At 60.2% G+C, this 19900-nt stretch carries 19 protein-coding genes and 4 tRNA genes; 10 read left to right on the top strand and 13 right to left on the bottom strand.

Features of this window, described 5'->3' with window-relative positions:
- Positions 1–17: 17 nt before the first annotated feature.
- Positions 18–308 (top strand): hypothetical protein, encoded by a 291-nt coding sequence (locus tag ACYQ2T_RS05260; protein ID WP_459899017.1) that lies wholly within the window; start codon positions 18–20, stop codon positions 306–308.
- A gap of 115 nt (positions 309–423) precedes the next feature.
- On the opposite strand, the gene ACYQ2T_RS05255 is transcribed toward ACYQ2T_RS05260, so the two are convergent.
- The 6 genes from ACYQ2T_RS05255 to ACYQ2T_RS05230 form a co-directional block, all read right to left on the bottom strand.
- Positions 424–1275, bottom strand: a complete 852-nt coding sequence (locus ACYQ2T_RS05255; RefSeq protein WP_459899016.1) for a ribonuclease H-like domain-containing protein — start codon at positions 1273–1275, stop codon at positions 424–426.
- 171 nt (positions 1276–1446) lie between these two features.
- Positions 1447–2820: a glycosyltransferase gene (locus tag ACYQ2T_RS05250; protein ID WP_459899015.1), complete on the bottom strand. Its 1374-nt coding sequence runs from the start codon at positions 2818–2820 to the stop codon at positions 1447–1449.
- A 96-nt stretch (positions 2821–2916) separates the two neighbouring features.
- Positions 2917–3834, bottom strand: coding sequence for a MerR family transcriptional regulator (locus tag ACYQ2T_RS05245; RefSeq protein WP_459899013.1), 918 nt, complete (start codon positions 3832–3834; stop codon positions 2917–2919).
- 116 nt (positions 3835–3950) lie between these two features.
- Entirely contained in the window at positions 3951–4268 is a 318-nt protein-coding gene (locus ACYQ2T_RS05240; protein WP_459899011.1) for a DUF5658 family protein, read from the bottom strand.
- A gap of 80 nt (positions 4269–4348) precedes the next feature.
- Positions 4349–4424: transfer RNA gene (locus tag ACYQ2T_RS05235), tRNA-Lys, on the bottom strand.
- Positions 4425–4699: 275 nt separating this feature from the next.
- Positions 4700–4775 (bottom strand) — tRNA-Lys (locus ACYQ2T_RS05230).
- A gap of 801 nt (positions 4776–5576) precedes the next feature.
- Between ACYQ2T_RS05230 and ACYQ2T_RS05225 the strand changes: the two genes are divergently transcribed.
- Positions 5577–6269, top strand: a complete 693-nt coding sequence (locus tag ACYQ2T_RS05225; protein WP_459899009.1) for an outer membrane protein — start codon at positions 5577–5579, stop codon at positions 6267–6269.
- 66 nt (positions 6270–6335) lie between these two features.
- Here the strand turns inward: ACYQ2T_RS05225 and ACYQ2T_RS05220 are convergent.
- Positions 6336–6411: transfer RNA gene (locus ACYQ2T_RS05220), tRNA-Lys, on the bottom strand.
- A 959-nt stretch (positions 6412–7370) separates the two neighbouring features.
- Here ACYQ2T_RS05220 and ACYQ2T_RS05215 point away from each other — a divergent pair.
- Entirely contained in the window at positions 7371–8294 is a 924-nt protein-coding gene (locus ACYQ2T_RS05215) for an IS110 family RNA-guided transposase (RefSeq protein WP_459898067.1), read from the top strand.
- 278 nt (positions 8295–8572) lie between these two features.
- Here the strand turns inward: ACYQ2T_RS05215 and ACYQ2T_RS05210 are convergent.
- Positions 8573–8648 (bottom strand) — tRNA-Lys (locus tag ACYQ2T_RS05210).
- A gap of 98 nt (positions 8649–8746) precedes the next feature.
- On the opposite strand from ACYQ2T_RS05210, the gene ACYQ2T_RS05205 reads away from it, so the two are divergent.
- Positions 8747–10615: a protein-disulfide reductase DsbD family protein gene (locus ACYQ2T_RS05205; RefSeq protein ID WP_459899007.1), complete on the top strand. Its 1869-nt coding sequence runs from the start codon at positions 8747–8749 to the stop codon at positions 10613–10615.
- Positions 10616–10708: 93 nt separating this feature from the next.
- Here the strand turns inward: ACYQ2T_RS05205 and ACYQ2T_RS05200 are convergent, their stop codons facing one another.
- Complete coding sequence (locus ACYQ2T_RS05200) at positions 10709–11935, bottom strand: M24 family metallopeptidase (protein ID WP_459899005.1); 1227 nt, start codon at positions 11933–11935, stop codon at positions 10709–10711.
- A 234-nt stretch (positions 11936–12169) separates the two neighbouring features.
- Here ACYQ2T_RS05200 and ACYQ2T_RS05195 point away from each other — a divergent pair, with 234 nt between their 5' ends.
- Positions 12170–12487 carry a hypothetical protein gene (locus ACYQ2T_RS05195; RefSeq protein ID WP_459899003.1) on the top strand — a complete coding sequence of 106 codons (318 nt, stop codon included), beginning with the start codon at positions 12170–12172 and terminating at the stop codon, positions 12485–12487.
- Between the two features lie 85 nt (positions 12488–12572).
- A complete protein-coding gene (locus ACYQ2T_RS05190) occupies positions 12573–13763 on the top strand; it encodes a murein transglycosylase domain-containing protein (protein ID WP_459899001.1) in 1191 nt (396 codons plus the stop codon).
- A 144-nt stretch (positions 13764–13907) separates the two neighbouring features.
- Here ACYQ2T_RS05190 and ACYQ2T_RS05185 read toward each other — a convergent pair whose 3' ends face one another.
- The 3 genes from ACYQ2T_RS05185 to mqnC all read right to left on the bottom strand — a co-directional run bounded on the left by ACYQ2T_RS05185 (position 13908) and on the right by mqnC (position 17111).
- Positions 13908–15482: a sensor histidine kinase gene (locus ACYQ2T_RS05185; RefSeq protein WP_459898999.1), complete on the bottom strand. Its 1575-nt coding sequence runs from the start codon at positions 15480–15482 to the stop codon at positions 13908–13910.
- A 202-nt stretch (positions 15483–15684) separates the two neighbouring features.
- On the bottom strand, positions 15685–16080 hold the full coding sequence (locus tag ACYQ2T_RS05180) for a hypothetical protein (protein ID WP_459898997.1): 396 nt from the start codon (positions 16078–16080) through the stop codon (positions 15685–15687).
- A gap of 2 nt (positions 16081–16082) precedes the next feature.
- Positions 16083–17111: a cyclic dehypoxanthinyl futalosine synthase gene (mqnC, locus tag ACYQ2T_RS05175; RefSeq protein ID WP_404844379.1), complete on the bottom strand. Its 1029-nt coding sequence runs from the start codon at positions 17109–17111 to the stop codon at positions 16083–16085.
- 112 nt (positions 17112–17223) lie between these two features.
- On the opposite strand from mqnC, the gene ACYQ2T_RS05170 reads away from it, so the two are divergent.
- From ACYQ2T_RS05170 to ACYQ2T_RS05155, 4 genes are all read left to right on the top strand, one after another.
- Complete coding sequence (locus ACYQ2T_RS05170) at positions 17224–17637, top strand: CoA-binding protein (protein WP_459898995.1); 414 nt, start codon at positions 17224–17226, stop codon at positions 17635–17637.
- On the top strand, positions 17634–18086 hold the full coding sequence (locus tag ACYQ2T_RS05165; RefSeq protein WP_459898993.1) for a YkgJ family cysteine cluster protein: 453 nt from the start codon (positions 17634–17636) through the stop codon (positions 18084–18086). The genes ACYQ2T_RS05170 and ACYQ2T_RS05165 overlap by 4 nt, the downstream gene beginning before the upstream one ends.
- 22 nt (positions 18087–18108) lie before the next feature.
- Positions 18109–18918 (top strand): DnaJ domain-containing protein, encoded by an 810-nt coding sequence (locus ACYQ2T_RS05160; RefSeq protein ID WP_459898991.1) that lies wholly within the window; start codon positions 18109–18111, stop codon positions 18916–18918.
- 305 nt (positions 18919–19223) lie between these two features.
- Positions 19224–19529 carry a hypothetical protein gene (locus ACYQ2T_RS05155; protein ID WP_404844375.1) on the top strand — a complete coding sequence of 102 codons (306 nt, stop codon included), beginning with the start codon at positions 19224–19226 and terminating at the stop codon, positions 19527–19529.
- 168 nt (positions 19530–19697) lie between these two features.
- Here the strand turns inward: ACYQ2T_RS05155 and ACYQ2T_RS05150 are convergent, their stop codons facing one another.
- Entirely contained in the window at positions 19698–19898 is a 201-nt protein-coding gene (locus ACYQ2T_RS05150) for a hypothetical protein (RefSeq protein WP_459898990.1), read from the bottom strand.
- Between the last annotated feature and the right edge of the window lie 2 nt (positions 19899–19900).

The raw sequence follows: 19900 nt of genomic DNA, 5'->3' as shown, positions 1-19900 counted from the left end.
GTTCCTATATTCTGGGTATGGAATATTACCTCGCCGACGATATCACCCCTGCCCCGCCCGCGGTATCACAACCCGTTACGGGGCCGAACGTCACCCTGCTCCCGGGCGGCGAAGTGCGCGGCTCGCCCGCAGGATATGTGACGGTTGAGGGCGGCGGCGAAGTCAGCGTTCCGGGCAGTGGTCATGTGGTGGTCCCCGGTGCGGGACAAGTACGCATCCCCGAAGGGGTGCAAACCATCCCCCAGCCCTTCGACGTCCCGCAGGTTCCGGAAATGCATACCGGCGCCATTGTGGACCAGGTCGCCTAGCCTCAGGCGGTCGCCTGCCCCGTACGGGCGTCAACGCCCCTCCCGGCCACATCATGCCAACAAAAAAGCCCCCTTTTGGGGGCTTTCGTCATTTCTGTTCAGCAGAGCGCCGCGTTTACCACGCCGGAACGCAATACTTACGCCGCAGGGCGTCCACCACGTTCCGCGAGGGCGTATGCGGCACGTCCGGAGACATGGGCGGGGCAAGGCGCATCCCGCTGCGGCTGCCAAAGGGCGTGGCGCTGACAAGCTCATTCCACGCATGGGTCAGCAGCACTTCAAGGCTCACCACGTCCGCCGCGTTGTAGGCCAGCAGTGTTTCCAGCACATCCTCATTGCCCGTGCGCTGGAATTCATTCCACAGCAGCACGGCAAAGTAGCCGTCCACGCCGTCAAGGTCGTCTCGGCCAATGCCAACGGCTTGCTCGCACTTTTTCAGCCCGCCAGTGAAGCCCAGCTTTTTGAGAATATAGCGCAGGTCGAGGTGGGCCATATTGAGCTTCATGCCAAAGGTCCGCTCGATGAAGGGCGCGTCAAAGGTCTTGCCGTTGTAGGTGACAAGCAGGGAAAAGTCCCGAATGTCGTCCTGAAAGTCCTCAAGGTTGCGGCCATAGACGTAGGTCTTCACCTCGCCATGCCCGTACAGGGCAATGCTGGTGATATGGTCCTCGCCAAAGGTCAGGCCCGTGGTTTCTATATCCACGTAGGCCGCATGCTCGCGAAAGGCGCGAAACAGCCGCCAGTGCTGCGCCGATGGCAGCCCCTGCTGAAAAAAGAGCGCGTCCCCGGCCAGCAGGTGCTGGCGCGATGTCTCCACATGCTGGCGCACCCACCCCGCCTTGGAGCCAAGCACGCGTTCTGCCTCGGGCCGCATGATGTCGTCCCACGAGGCCAGCCCGTTCAACCAATATTTTTCTTCCGTCCCCACGCCAATGCGGGGGATATGACAAAAGGAGTGTTCGAGCATTGTTGCCTCGTCTCCGGTTATGCGTGTTGCTTCGTTGTGCGTCGATGCTCTCAATAGACGAGTGGGCCGCCATGAATCAAGCCCCGAATCCACCCGGCTCTCCCAGAAAACAAACGCGGCCCACCGCAAACGGCAGGCCGCGCACACTTCTTGGGAGCGCACCGGGCGTCCTTAATCCGGGAAGAACGGCGGACGCGGGCGCATGGCCCCGATAAGCTCGCTGTAGGTCAAATCCGACAGCCTAAAGTCCGGCGGAATGCGGTCTACATGGGCGTAATAGCGCATCAGCAGCAGGTACCGCCGCATCTGCTCCGGCAGCAGGAAGAACTCCCGCACATGCGCACGCCCGGCCTCGCACAGGCCCTGACACAGGTCCGTCTTTTCCATCACATCGTGCATGGACTTGGCAATGCCGTCCGTATCCAGCGGGTCGGTCACAAAGCCCGTCTGGCCGTCGCGCACCTGCGCCACCACCCCGCCCGCACGGGAGCCAATAACCGTTGTGCGGTGCCACAGTGCCTCGGTCACCACCAGCCCAAAGCCTTCACGCGTGGGCACATGGATGAAACATTCGGCCACATCCAGCAGGGAGCCAACCACCGCGTCGTTGTTTTCCACATTGGCAAGGAAAAAGATATCCGGGTGGCCGTCCGCGCGCTCCGTGAGGCCCTCCAGAATGCCGTCGCCTTCCGGGTCGTCCTCCGCCGTATTGCCAAGGAAGACAAGCTGCGGGCGCGGGTCATAGGACGTCGCGTCTACAAAGGCCTTGAACGCGTCGATAACCGTGGCCTGATTCTTATGGATGTCATACCGCGAGATGGCCGCAAAGATGGGACGCTCCGGGTCGATGCCCGCCTTGAGGAAGATGGGCTGGAGCACGTCGCGCGCCTCATCCGGCGTGCGGTCGATATTCTTGTCCGACAGCGGGTCGATGGAGGGCATAATCTGATACACGGGCACATGCAGGCCCGCCCCCACGAACTCCGGCATGGTAAAAATGGCCCCGGCGCAGTGGTTGATATACGGCAGCAAAAAGCGCCACACCACGGACGCGGGGTCCGAGGTATCAATATGACAGCGCCAAATGACGTTGCCATAGATAATGCCGTTCATAACCATGGCTGCGGGCTGTGGGTCGTGCACCACCACAAGGTCCGAGGTGATGAAGGCGTTGCGCACATTGTCGTCGATGGTGCCAAGGTAGGCGCCGAAGATTTCCTCCAGCTCCAATTCCTCATGCTGGCCTTGGAGCATGTTGTGGAACTTTTTGGTGACGCGGAAGAAGTCCTCCCCGCCCTCCATAACGTACCACCGCGCATCCAGCCCAAGCCCACGGGCAAGGGGGACGCTGGCGCGCAACAATTCCGCAACGCCGCCACCGACAAGGGCGGAGTTGACGTTCGCCCATCCCTTCCCCTGCAAGGGGGTGGCAAGGCGTACAAGCTCCTGCACGCGTTCCTCGCCAACTATGGGAACGTAGTCTTCGGGAGACCGGATGATTTCTGGAGTATGTTCCGTCAACGAGCAGGTCTTGTGTGCTGTCATCGCTACCTCATCGTCTGCGGGCTCTGTGGTGCCAAAAAGGTTGTCCGAACCTAGCACAGCTCGGCGCATCGCGAAAGGTGCAAAGCTGCGGCGCGGTTAAGCGAATTCGTCGCGGATGCGGCGGAAAAAGTCCACCATGTAGCGGGGGGGCACCTCCTGCCCATCCACGGCCATGGCTCCAAGGCACGCCACAATGTTGCGCATGGGCGTCAGCGTTTCGGCAAGGTGCATAACATATTCGCGCCCTTCTCCCGAGTTCCCCCGAAGCTGGACGGTCAGCTGCCAGTGGTCCTCGCCACGCGTCCACTGCACCTTCACCGTGCGTCCGCCACCAGCCCCCCGCCGCACATGCGTCAAGAACTTCCGTACGTTGAACCGCCGCCGTCCCCGGCTCAAAACGCCAAGGTATTCGCCCTCCGACGAGCGGATGACAAGGGGCAGGTCCAAAAACGATGAGGGGGGCGCCTTGCCGCGCGTTGCGCCGGTACCAATGGCGCTGAGCAGTAGCTGCTCCAGCTCGCGCTTTTCGGCCTTGAGGCGGGAGTTCTGCTCCCTCAGGCGGCCGATACGGCGCTCCGAGCCATTGGCGCTTCCGGCCTGCTTGCGCAGGGCGGCCACTTCCTTGCGCAGGGCTTCTACGTCCCGGGCCTGCACGGGCGCTCCTTCGCCGCCCTCGCACTGCCGCCGCAGCAAGCAGGACATACGCTCCACCACACGGGACAAAAACGCTGTGAAGTCCGGCGTGGCGCACTGGCAGCCGCCTTCCGCTGCCGCAAGGATATCCGCATAGTGCGCGGCAATGTGGCGCTCGACCTCATCCGTTGTTGCCATACGCTCGGACGCGCGGCGTATCTCGCGGACAATGTCCAGCGCCACGGGCGGATACACCCGCCTGTTGCCGTCGCGCTCAAAGGGGATGTAGTCGCCGAACCTGTCCTTGTAGGACGCAACAGTCGAAGACGGTATGTCCAGCTTCCGGGCTATCTCCCGCAGGCTCATGCAGCGCCTTGCCACGGAGCGCTCCTCCTTTGCTCCCTGTCGTGCAGCGTGGAACCACGGCCTCGAACACTTCTTCGTCCAGAATAGCCCGTCTGGATAAAAAGACAACGCCCAACCGCGCGCCGGAGCGGCTACTGCGGCAGGCGCAGGGCTTTCAGGGCGCGGCGCCCCTGCGGGAACTGGCGCATATTATTCCACACCACCCAAATATAGAGGAGGTCGCACAAAACGAGCAAAGCCGGCCCTTCCCAGCCATCCACAAAGCCAAGATACACGCCGCAGGGGATGGCAAAACCCAGCTTGGGCACCCACCACCAGCGCCCGCACACACGCATAAGGGCGCGCATCACGGGGTTCCTCTCCCGCCCGCCACGGGCAAGGATGCTGCGCGTGGACCACACGTCCAGCACCTGCAGCGCAATAAACAGCACAGTCAACATAATACGCATGCGTCCTCCCTTCATGCTGGCCACGGGCACAGGGTACAAAAAAAGGCGTTACGATATATCGTAACGCCTGAAAAGCGAAGTGGTGGGCCATCAGGGACTCGAACCCCGAACCAACTGATTAAGAGTCAGCTGCTCTACCAATTGAGCTAATGGCCCATATTTTTCCTGCGCTGTGCGCCGGAACGAGAAGCTTTTAAACCTCCACCACGGGGGATGTCAACTCACTTTCGACATTTTTTCGTCATATCCCCGTCACACCGCGACAACTGGCCAATGGCCGCCGAGAATGCACCGCGAGAGAGCGCCCTTGGCGCTCCATACGGCGACGCCCTGCAACGGACGAGGGCCCCACGATGGCGGCAAGCGGCCCTCAGCTTCCTGCCCCAAAAAACAAAGCGCCACGGTTTCCCGTCGCGCTTGCAAGGTCATAATGGTGGGCCATCAGGGACTCGAACCCCGAACCAACTGATTAAGAGTCAGCTGCTCTACCAATTGAGCTAATGGCCCACATTTCGTCGGCATGTCCGCCGAAGCGAGTGCGCTTTTATGCCTGTGGCCACCCAATGTCAACACCGGCCACAAACTTTTTTCCTTTTTCCCCTAGCGTTGCGGGCGGTTGGCTGCAAACCGGGGCACCTCCCTACCTCCTACCCTTCCTACAGGCACAGGGCCAGCGTGCACCGACGCACCCTGTTGCACTGATCTTTTCACATTTAAGACATAAAGAAATGACTGTGAACGCTACCTCACTCCTCCTACCTTGTATGAAAAACATATTCCTCAAGACGTCCTCTTACTGTGTGTCAAAAAGAACCACCCATCTAGAAACATGCCACCACCGATGGATTAAGGGTTTTCACAGATATTCACGTTCTCTTTCTCAGTTGAATCCTGCTATATTCTTTGCTCACAATCCTCAAAATGATTCGCAAAAAAAATTTCCCCCACAAACGTTGCTCATTACCAGACCACAGAGTCCTTTTAGCTACAAAGGCTGTCTGAAATACATTAAGGGACTGCGCGGGCCCAAGCATCCCTCCCAAAATATCTATTTCATCGTCTTTATCTTTTTTTCTTGTCGTAAATCCACACGTCCAAAATATGTGAAAAGTCCCAAACCACGCCACTTTTCAATTCTCACCGCCCCTCAATACATCCCCTTTATCTGCGCGCGCAAAAGAAGACTCTATCAATAATTTCACTTCTCTCTTTTCATGCTTTTCACCTCTCTGCTAGTGGCGCCAAAAGCTAGCGTGCGGTCTGTTTAACACTGGCATTCGCCACTTTTCACACACAAGAGAGCTTACGATGCGCTTCATTTATCTGACCCTTTTACTAGGGTTCACAGTCTTTCTCACACCTGCGTATGCAGCAGGGAACAATTATGTCAGCTTGAAGACAGGTATCGCTGCCATGTCCTACGACAATGTGCAGTCCCATGATGTCCCCTACGTGGATTTGGCAATGGACGATGTCTATGACACGGAGTTTGCCGCAGGCATTGCCATTGGCCGATCCCTGAAGGACGACATTGGCTACCCCGTCCGCATTGAGGCGGAATACATGTACCGGTCGTTTACCAGCTGGTATCATCACGGCTCCAAAATGCATAAGGCCGTGCAGTGGGACGTTGACGTGGAATGCAACGCCCAAACCTTCTTTGCCAATGTCTATTACGATTTTGAAAACGAATCGGCCTTCACGCCATACGTTGGCGTTGGGGCAGGCGTCGCCATCATCAAAGCGGAGCTGGACGGAACACTCCGCGTCGTCGTCCCGCCCTTTATTCAGGAGGAAAACGGCACCTTTTCGGACGAAGTGACGAACTTTGCCTGGAATGCAGGCGCTGGCTGCGCCTACGCCATCAACGATGACTGGACCGTGGACTTCGGCTACCGCTTTGTCCACATCGGCAAGGCCAAGCTCCACGTCAACGGCTACACCCTTGATGCCGACGGCGCCCTGCACGAAGTGCTACTCGGCGTTCGGTACTCCTTTTAACAGCCCGCTACCGCACGCAGAACGCAAAAAAAGGCGTTACCGGAAGGTAACGCCTTTTTACTTGCGTGGTGGGCCATCAGGGACTCGAACCCCGAACCAATGGATTAAGAGTCCACTGCTCTACCAATTGAGCCAATGGCCCACATATATGGGGAATTCGACGGTGTCCGTCGAAGCGAGAGCGTATTTATGCCGCACTCGCCTCCTTGTCAACGCCTTTTTTATCTTTTCCCATTTTTTCTCTCTACGCACCGCCCCCCCCCTCCTGCGGAGCAAAACGGGTGCGGCATAGACGACGTGGTCGCATCGCAGGGTTCAAGAGGTTGCCTTCGGCGACTTAAGGGGTGCGACCCCTTAAGAATCCCGAGGTTTTTGGGTCTGGAGGCCAGCCCCCAAAAAAGGGGTGCAGGCGTTGCCAGGCCTTGGGCGAGTGGACCGCCTTGCTCAAGGCTGGCGTGTGGGCATGATTGCAGCCGTGGAGGTCGTGGGAGACGTGGCGTATGGAGAGGATTCTTAAGGATGAAATCCTTAAGCCTGCGGAGCAAAACGGGTGCGGCACAGACGACATGGTCGTAACGCAAGGTTCAAGAGGTTGCCTTCGGCGACTTAAGGGGTGCCACCCCTTAAGAATCCCGAGGTTTTTGGGTCTGGAGGCCAGCCCCCAAAAAAGGGGTGCAGGCGTTGCCAGGCCTTGGGCGAGTGGACCGCCTTGCTCAAGGCTGGCGTGTAGGCATGATTGCAGCCGTGGAGGTCGTGGGAGACGTGGCGTATGAAGAGGATTCTTAAGGATGAAATCCTTAAGCCTGCGGAGCAAAACGAGTGCGGCACAGACGACGTGGTCGTATCGCACGATTCAAGAGGTTGCCTTCGGCGACTTAAGGGGTGCGCCCCCTTGTATATTGACCCTCAAGCCAAAGGCGGAGAAAAAAGAAAGCCGCCTCCATGACTGGCATGAAGGCGGCTGTTGCGGCAGACCGTACGCCCTTGAGTTACGAGCTCGTTCTTAAGCTGGGTCGCCGCAATATGTAGTACAAACTCGAATGATTGTTAGAGCACAAAGCTCGAATTTGCAAGGAAGAGTGAACTACGATGAAACGCACCATGGGCATTGACGTATCGAAGGCCAAGCTTGATGTCGCCATTTCTGGTGACGACAGCACGTCCACTGTTGAAAATAACCCTTTGGGTTTTCAGCAAATCGTTGAGACGGCAGAAGCGCATAATGTTGAGCTCGTCATCGTGGAAGCGACAGGTGGATATGAGTCTGACGCCGCAGATTTTTTGATGGAGCAAGGCATTCCCGTCGCTGTTGTGAATCCTCGCCGTGTGCGTGACTTTGCCCGGAGCCTCGGAGTGTTGGCGAAGACGGATCGTATTGATGCTCTTGTTCTTGTTCAGTTTGGGGAAGTCGTCCCTGTCCGGGAAAATCAAAAAGTCCGGGCAACTCAGCGTAAGCTGGAAGCTCTTGTTAACCGTCGCCGGCAGGTCGTCGAAATCCTTTCCCGGGAGCGCGTTCGCTTGCAGCGAGCTTCGTCTGATGTGCGCCCTTACATTGAAGACGTTATTGCGACTCTGAGAACGCAAGAAAAGAGCTTGTCACTTGAAATCAAGAAACACATTCTCAGTGACAAAGATTTTTGTGACAAGGCAACTTTGCTTGAAACCATGAAAGGGATTTCGTCTGTAACCTCTGCGACTCTTCTTGCTTTCTTTCCTGAGTTGGGGACGTTAACGCCGAAGCAAGCAGCTTCTCTGGCAGGCCTGGCTCCATTCAACAGGGATAGCGGCAAGAAAACGGGGCAACGCTGCGTTTGGGGTGGGCGAATAAAAGTACGTAGCGCCCTTTACATGAGCGCAATCTCAGCGACTGTCTGGAACCCTGCAATTCGAGCCTTCTACCAGCGTCTTTGCGATGCGGGCAAACCTAAAAAGGTCGCCCTCACTGCCTGTGCAAGGAAGCTTCTCGTGATTTGTAATGCGATTTTACGGACGGGAAAACCTTGGGATCCTGCACTTAACGCTTGATTGCCAATACGATTGCTTAAGAATCCCGAGGTTTGGGTCTGGAAGCCAGCCCCCCAAAAGGGGTACAGGCGTTGCCGGGCCTTAGGTGAGTGGCCCCTCTTGCTCAAGGCTGACGTGTGGGCATGATTGCAGCCGTAGAGGTCGTGGGAGACGTGGCGTATGAACAGGATTCTTAAGGATGAAATCCTTAAGCCTGCGGAGCAAAACGGGTGCGGCATAGACGACATGGCCGTAACGCAAAAAAAGGCGCGGCCTTTCGGCTGCGCCTTGGATGTACGTGGTGGGCCATCAGGGACTCGAACCCCGAACCAATGGATTAAGAGTCCACTGCTCTACCAATTGAGCCAATGGCCCACGTATTGGGGGCTTTCGCGTTTCCGCTCAAGCGAGGTGGAAAGTGCTCTTTTGGACAAAACTTGTCAACGGTTTTTTTTCAAATTACTTTGAAAACTATGAAACACACCACATTTCGCTCCATCGCGCCGCTTCTTGCCGCGCTTTTCATCATCGCATCCTTGGCCGTCGCCGCTGCTCCGGCGCATGCTGACGAGGCTCCCCTCCCGTACAGATGGGAGTTGTACTCCATGCCGTCAGACAGCCAAAGCACGCTCCTTGCCGTCTTGTGGATCACTCCTCCTGCCGGCACCCATGCTTATGGCAATCCCGCCGGCGACACGGGGCTGCCCACAACCCTGACCATGGCGGTGGAAGGTGAAGAGCCGCTTCCGGCGTTGTATCCTCCCGGCGACAAACAAAACGACATCTACGACCCGTCCAAAACAGTTTTCGTCTACGAGCACGAAACGCCCATCTTTGTGCCCCTTCCCGCACAGGTGGTGGAGCATGCCGACGCGCCACTCTCGGGGCGGCTGTCCGCGCTGCTGTGTTCGGACATCAACTGTCGCCCTATTAATACGGACATCACCCTCGACCTGAGCACGGCCGCCCCCGCGGACCTCCCCAGCGCCAAGAGTGCCGTCTGGTGGCCCCTGTATACCAGCCTTGCCCAAGGCGGCGACCCGGCGGCCGGCGACATTGCGGCGCCCTCCCCTGTCCTGTCGCTGACCGGTGACGCGAAGCCAGCCCCTGCGCCAGAGTTCCAGCCGCGCTATTTTAGCCCCGGGCTGGAGGTCACCAGCATTGGCAAAGCGCTCATCTTTGCCTTTATCGCCGGGTTCATCCTCAACTTCATGCCCTGCGTTCTGCCGGTGGTCAGCCTCAAGGTCTCCGCCCTGCTGGGCGGCGCAGGTGCGGAAAACGAGGCCCAACGCATCCACGCGTTCCGCGAACACAACGTGTTCTTCTCCCTTGGCATTTTGCTCTACTTTGGCTTCTTGGCCGCTGTGCTTAGCGCCCTTGGGCTGGCGTGGGGACAGCTGTTCCAGCAGCCGGGACTGGTGCTTGGCGCTACCGCCGTGGTCTTTGCCCTGTCCCTGTCACTGTTCGGCGTCTTTGACCTGCCGGTGGTAGACCTCAAAACCACCAACCCGTCGGGCAATCCGCGCATGCAGGCGATGTTTACAGGCATTCTTGCCACGTTGCTCGCTACCCCATGCAGTGGACCGTTTCTTGGCGGCGTACTGGGCTGGGTGCTCCTCCAGCCGCCAGTGGTCATTGCCGCAGTCTTCCTGAGTATCGGCCTTGGCATGAGTTCGCCCTTCCTGCTTATGGCGCTGCGCCCCGGCCTTGCCACGCACTTTCCACGTCCCGGCGGCTGGATGCGCTACCTTGAGGCAGGCGTTGGGCTGTTCCTTATGGCAACGTGCGTCTACCTGCTCAGCATTATTCCCGAGGCATGGCTCATCAGCGCCCTTGCTCTGCTGTGGGTTGTGGCTGTGGCCGCATGGATGTGGGGCAAGTGGACGAACCTGTCCCAGTCGCGCATCAAGCGCTGGTCCATCCGCAGTGTAGCTGTGGCGCTGGTGCTCATCGCTTGGCCGCTGCTTATGCGGCCCGCAGCGCCAACCCCCTGGCTGGGCTACACCCCCGCGGCCTTCGAGAGCGCCCTTGGCGAAACGCCCATCGTTCTGGACTTCACCGCCGACTGGTGCCCTAACTGTAAGGCTCTGGAAAAGACCACCCTCACAAACGACAACCTGACGCGCTGGACTGAGGAATGGAACGTCAGCTTCATGCAGGCGGACCTGACGGAATCGAACCCCGAGGCCATGGCCCTGCTGCGCAGTCTGGGCAGTCAGAGCATTCCCGTGGTGGCCATCTTCCCGGCCGGTGAGGACGCTACACGGCCCGTGGTCCTGCGCGATATCTTCACGGAGTCGCAAATGGACGCCGCACTGGCCGAAGCTCTTGGCGCGCCGTAGCCCTGCCCCGTCACCAAACGCACAAAGGGCGCGGAATGTTCCGCGCCCTTTTTTGTTCCGTCAGTCCCCAGCCGCACTCAGACAGGCGGGCCGCTACGAATCAATGCACACTATGTCGTGCATGTCACCGGTCAGGCTGACGCCGCCATCTGCAGTGACTTCAAAGGTATTCTCCACACCCACCATACCAACGCCGGGGATGCCAAACTTCGGCTCCAGCGCGAGGACCATACCCTCCTCCAGCGGCGTGCGGACCTTTTTCGCCACAGGCGGAAACTCATCAATCACCAGCCCGATGCCGTGCCCCACAAAGGGCACCTTGTTGGCACCAAGGCCCATAAATCCACCAGCAAGCCCCTCGCGCTCCGCCCACGCGGCGCAGTGCATATAGAGGTCTTCGGGGATGGCGCCGGGGCGCAGGTTTTCGGCCAGCCAGTCCTGCACGTTTTTGCAGAACTCATGCCCCGCGCGCACGGCCTGAGGCACCTCATCCGGCGTTCCGGCAAAGTAGACCTGCGTTTTGTCCGTCACATACCCTTCGAGGCAAAAGCCAATATCGCAGGCGAGCACTTCGCCCCGCTTCCACACCTTGCCCGCGTAGCCCATGACAGGAATGGCCGGATGCTCGCCGCGCAGGCCAAGGGGACCGTTGAAAACGCTGGGGTAGTTGCCGCTGTCTCCAGCCGCCACATGCCCAAGAAACGTCTCCTCGCCAGGATTCCCCATACGCAGGGGGCCGCCGTGCCCAAGCTCGAAGAAGACGTTCCACGCCGCGTGGGAGACCTCCCGCTCGGTCATGCCCGCGTGGAGCATCTCCGGCAGCACCTCGGCAAGGGCGAAGTTGTGCCGCTCGCCGCACAGACGCATCTTGGCAAGCTCCCACGCCGTCTTGCGCGAACGGGCGTAGCCCAGCGCGGCGTCTCCCGGCAGCAGTGTGACGCTCGCAAGGGCCGAGCGCAGCTTGTCGCCCATGGTCCACGGCAGGCCGTTCATTTCCACGGCCACCGTCGATGCCAGCGTGCCCCCGCATTCCGCCACCGCCCCGGCTATGTCGCGGTAGCTGCGGTATGGCGCCATGGCGGCAACGGACGATTCCAGCCGCGCCCGCTCCATACCCTTGCGCACAAGGAGCACGGGCTCCCCCTCGCGCGGGAGCCAGAACAGGCCGTTCATCCACGAGCCGGACAGCCAATAGATGGCCGTCCGCGACGTTGCCAAAAAGCCGCCCGCCTCGGGGGCCATCTGCGCAAGGGCCTCGCGGCAACGCTGCCAGCGCAGCGCAAGTTCCTCGCGCGGTATCGTTTCAAGCGCCGTTGTCATAGTGATTCTCCTTGGCAGATTCACAAAAATTTTCTCATGCTCTGCGAATGGCCCGTCATACGCCACAATGAACTGCATACGCAACCACTTGCACGCATTGGCATTCCCAGCCGCGCTTGCCATGGCTCCCGCGCTAGTATACGAACTCCCGTCCGCACAGCGACACTTTCCCCGGGCGCTTCGGCCCGCAGTACAGTATATTCGTCCCGACACGAGCATCCATCAGGAGGACATATGGATTTCGACTGGCTCATGAAAGCCAGAGACTACCTGCGTGTGGCCAGCCATACGCCCGGTGATCTCAAGATTAAGGTCAACCCCGCCATCCTTTCCGCCCCCGGCTTTTCGGGGCTGCCCAAGTTCGACGAACTGCCAAGCGGCATCGACGACGTGAAGGTAAACATCTTCACCCAGACCATCCACGTGCGCTACCAGCCAGACGTCATCCCCACGGAGCTGCTGGACGAACTGCTCTCCACCACGGATACCCAACGCGCCAAGGCCATTGCTACGGACCTGCAAACCCGCCTCGGCGTTACGCTCCTGTCCTAGACACGCTGCGGCACTCTGCCAAACACCATCCGGGGCCGCCCCGCGGCCCCTTGAATTCCCGGACGATTCCGCTACAGTCCGGGCTATGAAAGCCGTCACCACCCCCCGCACCCGTCTGCTCAGGAATATTTGTTTAGGCGCAGCCTGCGTCATTCTCCTTGGCTGCACCAGCTCCGACGCCTACCGCCTTGCCCGCATTGCCACCAGTGGCGACCCCGCCGCCGTGCAATCCCTTGCCGCGGAAAAGGCCGCCCGCTACGCCGCCAATCCCAAAAAGCTGAAGGCCGACATCCTCGCCTTCAAAAAACGCATTGAGGAATTCCGCGACGCCATCGACGGCGTGTGGGGCAAAAAAGAACGGCGCGAACCTACGCCAAAGACCTACGTCAAATATACCGAGGGCTACAAATCCCGCGCGCTGGTGGACTTTGACGCAGGGCGCGTCACCGTTGAAACGGTGGACACAACCGCCCCGCTGGACAGCCTGAAGCAGGCTGTGGTGGCAACGGTCCTCGCCCCGGGCGACCCGCGCGCCGTGGACCTCTACTCCGCGGGCGAGGTCACCTACGGCGCAACGCCCTTCCTGTACAAGGAAGTGCTGGATCAGGACGGCAAGGCCATCCGCTGGCAATGGCGCGCCAACCGCTTTGCGGAGCACCTTGTCAGCACCTCCCTCTCCACGCGCCGTCTGGACAACGGCCACGGCACGGCGCGTTCGGTCAGCTTTCCGCTGGTCAAGGACCACCTGCACATCCGCGCGCGAAAGTACGCCTCCCTTGTGGCCAGCCGCAGCAAGCGCTTTGGCGTCAGCCGCAACCTCATCTACGCCGTCATCAAAACGGAAAGCGATTTCAACCCCTTTGCCGTCAGCGGCGCGCCGGCCTTTGGCCTGATGCAGATTGTGCCCACCAGCGCAGGCGCGGAAGTGAACCGCATGCTCCACGGCAGCGCCACGCCGCCCAGCCGGGACTTCCTGTTCAAGCCGGACAACAACATCACCTTTGGCTCCGCCTATCTGCATATTTTGGATACGCGCCACCTCGCCAAAATCACCAACCCGCTCACGCGCGAATATTGTGTCATCGCCGCCTACAATACGGGCGCGGGCAACGTGCTGCGTACCTTTAGCTCCAACCGCTCCACAGCGGTGCGGCGCATCAATGCCATGCGCCCGTCCGAGGTCTACGCCAAGCTGCGCGCCCACCTGCCCTACGCGGAGACGCGCCGCTACATCAAAAAGGTGCTGGACGCCAAAAAGCTCTTTATCGGCGCCTGACCCACGCCCCGCGGCGACACCGTCACGGCGGCCAGCACGCCCCTGCGACCGGAACCGCCCTTTCCCCCTCCACACGCAAAAGCGCCGCGCCCCGGATACTCCGGCGGCGCGGCGCGTCGTTTACGGCGCTCATCTCTGCAGCGGCTAAAAGCACCCGGAGGGCGGCAACGGCAATCGCACGCGCATGGTGGTCCCTTCCGCCTTGGTGGACGTGTAGGAAATACTGCCCCCAAGGGTCTGCACCACAAGGCGCGCGCAGTACGCGCCAAGGCCGGTGCCTTCCTTCTTGCCTTCGGTGATGAACTTGTCGAACAGGGTATCGCGAATTTTGTCGGGCACCATGCCCATATTGTGCACGCTGACGCAGCAGCTCTTGTCCTCGTCAAAATGAATGTGCACGTGCTCACCCGGAGGCGAGGCTTCCACGGCGTTTTGCACCAAATGATAGAGCAGCGCCCAGCACAGAAGCCGCTCGCCAATCACAAAGAACCCCGCTCCCGGCCCGGCCAGCACGCCGCGGATGCGGATGTCCGCCTTCACCTTGTGCGCGGACAGCGTGGTCTCCAGCTCGGTCAACACCTCGGCCAGCAGAGGCAGCAGGTCGATACGCTCGGCCTTTACGGTATAGGCGCCGCGCTCCATGCGGTACATCGCCAGCGACAGGTTGATCATATTCAGCATGGTATTGCCCGAGTGCTCGATAACACGCAGACTTTCCACCTGATCATCAGTCAGATTTTCATCATCCTGCAGCAGGTTGGCGAGGCCGACCACGGCGTTGAGCGGCGACTTGAGATCGTGGCGGGTGATGCGTTCCACTTCCTCGCGCAGGTTCTCCGCCATTTTGCGCTCCGAGATGTCCACCTCAAAGCCCATGGACGACAGGACATTGCCCTGCCCGTCACGAATCTGCTTCACGCTTTTGGACACCCAAAACGTGGACCCATCAGCGTGGCGGACAAGGCATTCAAAATCATCCACCGCGCCCCGTTCGGCCAGCGCACGTTGCAGGGCATCGCGCTGCTTCTGGTCGACAAACAGCTCGCTCGGGTCCTTGACGCCCAGCTCCATTTCATCGGGCGATGCAAAGCCGTACATCCGCGCAAGGCGCAGGTTCACGTGCTCGAAGCGGCCGCCCGTTCCGGTTTGGTAGATGCCAACGGGAGCCGCGTCGAACAGCGCACGGAACTGCTGCTCCGCCTTCTTTCTGTCCTCCCAGAACTGCATGCCCTGCGACATGTCCTCGCAGAACATGAGCACAAGGTCCGGCGGACACGCGGCGTAGGAAAAGCGCATGTGCAGACGGCGCGCAGGCTGGGTGCGCGTGGTATAGCGCATCTCGCGCACAATGCGCTCACCGCTGTGGTAGGCGCGTTCAAGATCGAGGGAAATTTCAGGATGGTCGGGATAAAGATTGGAGCTGGTGAAGCCGATGCGGTTATTGGAAGTGGTACCAAAGAAGTTCACGGCCTCGGCGTTGAAGTCCACAAGCACAAACTCGCCGTCCGTATAGCGCCACGTTACCGTCGGAAGGGGAATCCCGTTCAGGAGCGTTTGATACTGGCTGCTGCCCAGCGCATCGGCCACACCCATTCCCTGCTCGCGCCTCTGGGGCGGGCCGGGCAAGGTGTCGCCATTGCGCCGTCTAGCCGCTTCGCTCTTGTCTTTAGGTTTCAGGGCGATAAGAACGCCCTGCTCCATCTTGGGATCACTGGGCATCGCGCTTCCCCGCATCAACTGGACTTATGGCATTTCAACTCCTTGGAACAGACAATCGGCAATTGTTATCTGTAATACCATGAACAGCCCATCGTCACAAGCGGGCCGTGGGTTTCAGCTGTTGATAACAAGGCTAAACAACGGGCAATATGCGCCCGCAATTACGCGATGCTGCACAAAAATGGCGGCTGACGGGCAGATGCTACGGACGGGAGAGGAGCGCCGCGCATCGGGGCGTCACGGCAAGGATGAGCAAAAAGACGGGGAACAGGCTTCCGGCGGTGAGGTCATACTCAGCCACCAGCGCGGCAAGGGGCCGCTCAAACACCAGCCGCCCAAGGCCAAGGTGCAGGGCAACGGACAGCGCCGCCCACATCACCCCCATCCGCCACAGCAAGGCGGGCGCGGCGTCAAAGCGGCGCAGCAATCGGCGGGTCAGCAGCACCACGCACGCCGTCAGTGCCACCAAGTGCACATACTGCGCGCTCGGCCCCAGCGCAGGCTGGGTCCACGCCGCGCGCACCGCACCGGACGCCGCCCCAAGCAGGACAAATCCCGCCCAGAGCAGCATCCCACGAAGAAAAAACGCCGTGTGCACGGTTACTCCATCAGGGTGTAGTCCATGCGGCGACGGCATGGGGTGAACCCTGCGGACTCCACCAGATGGCGCAGTTTGCCCTCCGGCAGGCGGAAGTGCACGCCGGCGGCGGCCACCACGTTCTCTTCAATCATGGTGGAGCCAAAGTCATTGGCACCCCAGAACAGCGCAAGCTGACCGATAAGCGGTCCCTGCGTGACCCACGAGGCCTGCACGTTGTCAATATTGTCCAGATACAGGCGCGAAAGGGCCAGCATTTTGAGGTATTCCTCGCTGGAGGCCTCCGGGCGCGGCAGGCGGGTGTTGTCCGGCTGGAAGGTCCACGGGATGAACGCCGTAAAGCCGCCCGTTTCGTCCTGCAGTGTACGCAGGCGGTCCAGATGCTCAATGCGCTCCTCAATGGTTTCGCCTTCGCCAAACATCATGGTCGCGGTGGTGCGCAGGCCCTGAAGGTGCGCCTCGCGCATAACCTCCAGCCACTGGTCCGCCGTGGCCTTGCGGGGCGAGACGTCCTCGCGCACACGGTCCACAAGGATTTCCGCGCCGCCGCCGGGGATGGAGTCCAGCCCTGCAGCCACCAAGCGGCGGATGACTTCGCCGTGCCCAAGGCCGCTCTCCTGCCCCAGGTACCAAATCTCGGACGGCGAGAAGCCATGCACGGCCACCTGCGGGAAGCGCTCCTTCAAAAAGGACAGCATCCCCTCGTAGAATTCCATGTCGAGATCCGGATGCATGCCGCCCTGCAGCAGAATCTGATAGCCGCCAAGGTCCACGGTCTCCTGCACTTTGGCCGCAAGCTCCTCGCGGCTAAGGACGTAGCCGCCCTCGTCGCCCGGCGCACGGAAAAACGCGCAGAACTTGCACCCGGAGATGCACACGTTGGTGTAGTTGATATTGCGGTCAACGATATATGTCACCCGGCTGTCCGGATGCTTTTGCATCCTGCGGGCATGCGCCATGCGGCCAAGGCTGAACACCGATTCCTGCTTCAGCAGCGCAAGCGCCGCCTGCGGAGTCAAACGCTCCTGCATATTTGTCTCCCTCCCGGGTTGCTTGACGATTACGACAAATTCACGGACAACAAAGGCCCGGCGGGCCAGACATTGGCGCATCCGAAAGATTTTCGCAACCATGGAGTCGCGGATGATTCTCTTCGACGACACACTCAAAAACCTGCTGTCGCAGGTTCGGACCATTGCCATCATCGGTGCCAAGGACAAGGCGGGGCAACCCGTCGATATGGTGGGACGCTACCTCATAGAGGCCGGCTTTACCATCTACCCCGTGCATCCCAAGCGCTCCGGCGTCTGGGGGCTTGCCACCTATCGCAGTCTTGCGGACATCCCCGGGGAGATTGACCTTGTTGATGTTTTCCGCGCGCCCGCGTATTGCCCGGACCACGCCCGGGAGTGCGCCGCACTGCCAAAGGCCCCGCTCCTCTTCTGGATGCAATCCGGCATCGTCAGTAACGACGCCGTGGATATACTGAACAACACGCCGACCAGCGTTGTGCAGGACCGCTGCCTCATGGTCGAGCACAGGAGACTTCTTCGATGAACAAGGACGTCAAGGCGTTCGAGTGCCGCATGTGCGGCCACTGCTGCAAGGGAGAAGGCGGCATCGTTATGGCCGCCAAGGACCAGCGCCGTCTGGCCGACCATCTCGGCCTGCCGCTTGAGGACTTTCTCTCCCGCTACACCCGCACCTGCGGCGGCAAGATAATCCTTGTCACCGGAGACGACGACTACTGTATCTTCTTCCGGCAGGGCGAAGGATGCCACGTTCACCCCGGACGCCCCGACATCTGCCGCGCGTGGCCCTTCTTCAAGGGCAACATCGTAGACGCCATGAGCTGGGAAATGATTCAGGAATACTGTCCCGGCGTCCGCGCCGAGGCCGGACACGACGAATTCCGCAGGCAAGGCATCGAATACATCAAAAGCCTGAACATCGAGTGCGACGACAACGACGCGCCCGAGGCACTGACGAATATCATCCCGTCCTGAACCACCATACACCGGGGGCCCTGTGAACGTCCGTGACTGTTACAAGATTCTTCGTCTCAAACCCGGGGCGTCCTTGCACGAGGTCAAATCCGCCTACCGCAAAAGGGCCTTCGAACTCCACCCGGACCTCAATCCCAACAACCCCAAGGCCGCAACGGATTTTCAGCGCCTGAACGAAGCCTACGTCATCCTCACCGAGGCGCTGAAGGACCAGCCCCAGGAGCCGCCACGCAGCCGCAAAACCTCCGCCAGCGCAGGGCAAAAGGCCAAAGCCTCGCGCGAGGAAGGCGCACGCCGCTACAAAAAGCAGTCCGAGGCCAAGCCCCCGCCACCGCCACCCGGCGGCGCACGCCAAAAGCCCCGGCGCGAGGCCGAGCCCTCCGGCGGCTTCCACTTCAAGCAGGAAGACGTGCTGAAAAACATCCTCAACGACCCCTTTGCCCGCAAGGTCTTTGAGGACATCTACAGCCAAATCAAAAAATCCGGCACCGCCCCGCGCCGCAACGCCACCGTCAAGAACCGCAGCCTCAGCCTGCGCCTTGGCAGTGCGGAGATGAACCTCAACCTGCGCGGCGGCCCGGTACAGTGGGTCAAAGGCTGGTTGCAAAAGCAGATGGACGACGAGCAGACCGTCCATCTCCTTCCCAGCCAGCTTTTGCCCGGTTGCGTCGTGCGCCTGCAAATCCGGCGTGGATTCTCGGACAAGCCCATGACCATTGAGGTGCCCCTGCCCCCGGATTTCGTGGCAGGCCGCCCGCTGCGTCTGCGCGGCCTTGGCCGCAAGATAGGCCCCATCAAGGGCGACCTGTACCTCCGGCTGATGGCGCGCTAACCGGGGTGCACCCTGCTCGTCCACGGCCACAGCCCGCACACGGCACGGCGCACAGCCCCGCGGGCATGGCGTCAATTTTGTCCGTAAGTGGAGCAGCTTATCACATGGCGCCCCGCCCCGCGAAAAGCCTTTACGGAGAAGGGACACACCCCTTTCAGGGGATGCAGGACACTGTGCGCGCCACCACGCACAATGAAAAAAAGATTTGAAATCCTCCTTCGTCCATGCGAGGGAAGCGGTCACGCCTGCGCTCAAGCATTGAGCACAGGCCCACGAGAGTGAAGAACAGCAAAGGAGGGTGTTTCATGGCCGAGACTATCGACGAAATCACAATCAATTGGGAAGACGAAGACGGCCGTCTTGTCGTCAAGGAACTGAAAAAGGAAGTCCTGACCAAAGGCTCCTGGACCACCATCGTCTTCCTGTATCAGGAAATGGACAAAAGGACCGAAGAATACAAGGCCCCCAAAGTCCGCGTAGGACGCTACCAGAAGCGTGGTGGGCACTACATTCAGCAGTCCAAGTTCAATATATCCTCCGCCAAGCAGGCGCGTCAGCTCGTGGACATTCTGTCCAGCTGGTTCGACGATATGGACGCCGCGGCCTCCTAACCCCCCGGCGCACCGGCCGCCCGCCGCAGGCGGCACTATCACGATTCTACGCCTGCCGTGGTGACTGGCACCCGCCACCAGCACGGCATTCGAAAAAAGGCACGATGACCAAACGTCATCGTGCCTTTTTTCGGATTGGGCGCAGCGGGTAATGTGCGCTCAGGCGGACTAGTACTCCGCCGAGTTGCGTTGTGGATTGGGATGCGGCTCCCAGTACTCGCACGAGCCACAGGCCTCGGTGGGGCACTCCGCCCCGCCATCCCTGACAACCTGCTTGGGCCTGTAACGGCACAGTCCCTCGACGTCGCAGAGGATTTCCTTCCCCTCAGGAGCCAGCCAATACAGACAACGGGCACACAGTTTTCGCATGA

This window comes from Desulfobaculum senezii (assembly GCF_054657395.1).
The sequence above is the reverse complement of the archived record's forward strand: the minus strand, read 5'-3'. Positions and strand labels throughout refer to the sequence as shown.

Bases quoted from the DNA above. Each gene is read 5' to 3' on its own strand.
- ACYQ2T_RS05205 (WP_459899007.1), top strand. From the start codon at position 8,747: ATGAAACACACCACATTTCGCTCCATCGCGCCGCTTCTTGCCGCGCTT.
- ACYQ2T_RS05240 (WP_459899011.1), bottom strand. From the start codon at position 4,268: ATGCGTATTATGTTGACTGTGCTGTTTATTGCGCTGCAGGTGCTGGAC.
- mqnC (WP_404844379.1), bottom strand. From the start codon at position 17,111: ATGCAGGAGCGTTTGACTCCGCAGGCGGCGCTTGCGCTGCTGAAGCAG.
- ACYQ2T_RS05150 (WP_459898990.1), bottom strand. From the start codon at position 19,898: ATGCGAAAACTGTGTGCCCGTTGTCTGTATTGGCTGGCTCCTGAGGGG.
- ACYQ2T_RS05190 (WP_459899001.1), top strand. From the start codon at position 12,573: ATGAAAGCCGTCACCACCCCCCGCACCCGTCTGCTCAGGAATATTTGT.
- ACYQ2T_RS05250 (WP_459899015.1), bottom strand. From the start codon at position 2,820: ATGACAGCACACAAGACCTGCTCGTTGACGGAACATACTCCAGAAATC.
- ACYQ2T_RS05255 (WP_459899016.1), bottom strand. From the start codon at position 1,275: ATGCTCGAACACTCCTTTTGTCATATCCCCCGCATTGGCGTGGGGACG.
- ACYQ2T_RS05185 (WP_459898999.1), bottom strand. From the start codon at position 15,482: ATGCCCAGTGATCCCAAGATGGAGCAGGGCGTTCTTATCGCCCTGAAA.
- ACYQ2T_RS05170 (WP_459898995.1), top strand. From the start codon at position 17,224: ATGATTCTCTTCGACGACACACTCAAAAACCTGCTGTCGCAGGTTCGG.
- ACYQ2T_RS05225 (WP_459899009.1), top strand. From the start codon at position 5,577: ATGCGCTTCATTTATCTGACCCTTTTACTAGGGTTCACAGTCTTTCTC.
- ACYQ2T_RS05260 (WP_459899017.1), top strand. From the start codon at position 18: ATGGAATATTACCTCGCCGACGATATCACCCCTGCCCCGCCCGCGGTA.
- ACYQ2T_RS05215 (WP_459898067.1), top strand. From the start codon at position 7,371: ATGGGCATTGACGTATCGAAGGCCAAGCTTGATGTCGCCATTTCTGGT.
- ACYQ2T_RS05165 (WP_459898993.1), top strand. From the start codon at position 17,634: ATGAACAAGGACGTCAAGGCGTTCGAGTGCCGCATGTGCGGCCACTGC.
- ACYQ2T_RS05195 (WP_459899003.1), top strand. From the start codon at position 12,170: ATGGATTTCGACTGGCTCATGAAAGCCAGAGACTACCTGCGTGTGGCC.
- ACYQ2T_RS05200 (WP_459899005.1), bottom strand. From the start codon at position 11,935: ATGACAACGGCGCTTGAAACGATACCGCGCGAGGAACTTGCGCTGCGC.
- ACYQ2T_RS05155 (WP_404844375.1), top strand. From the start codon at position 19,224: ATGGCCGAGACTATCGACGAAATCACAATCAATTGGGAAGACGAAGAC.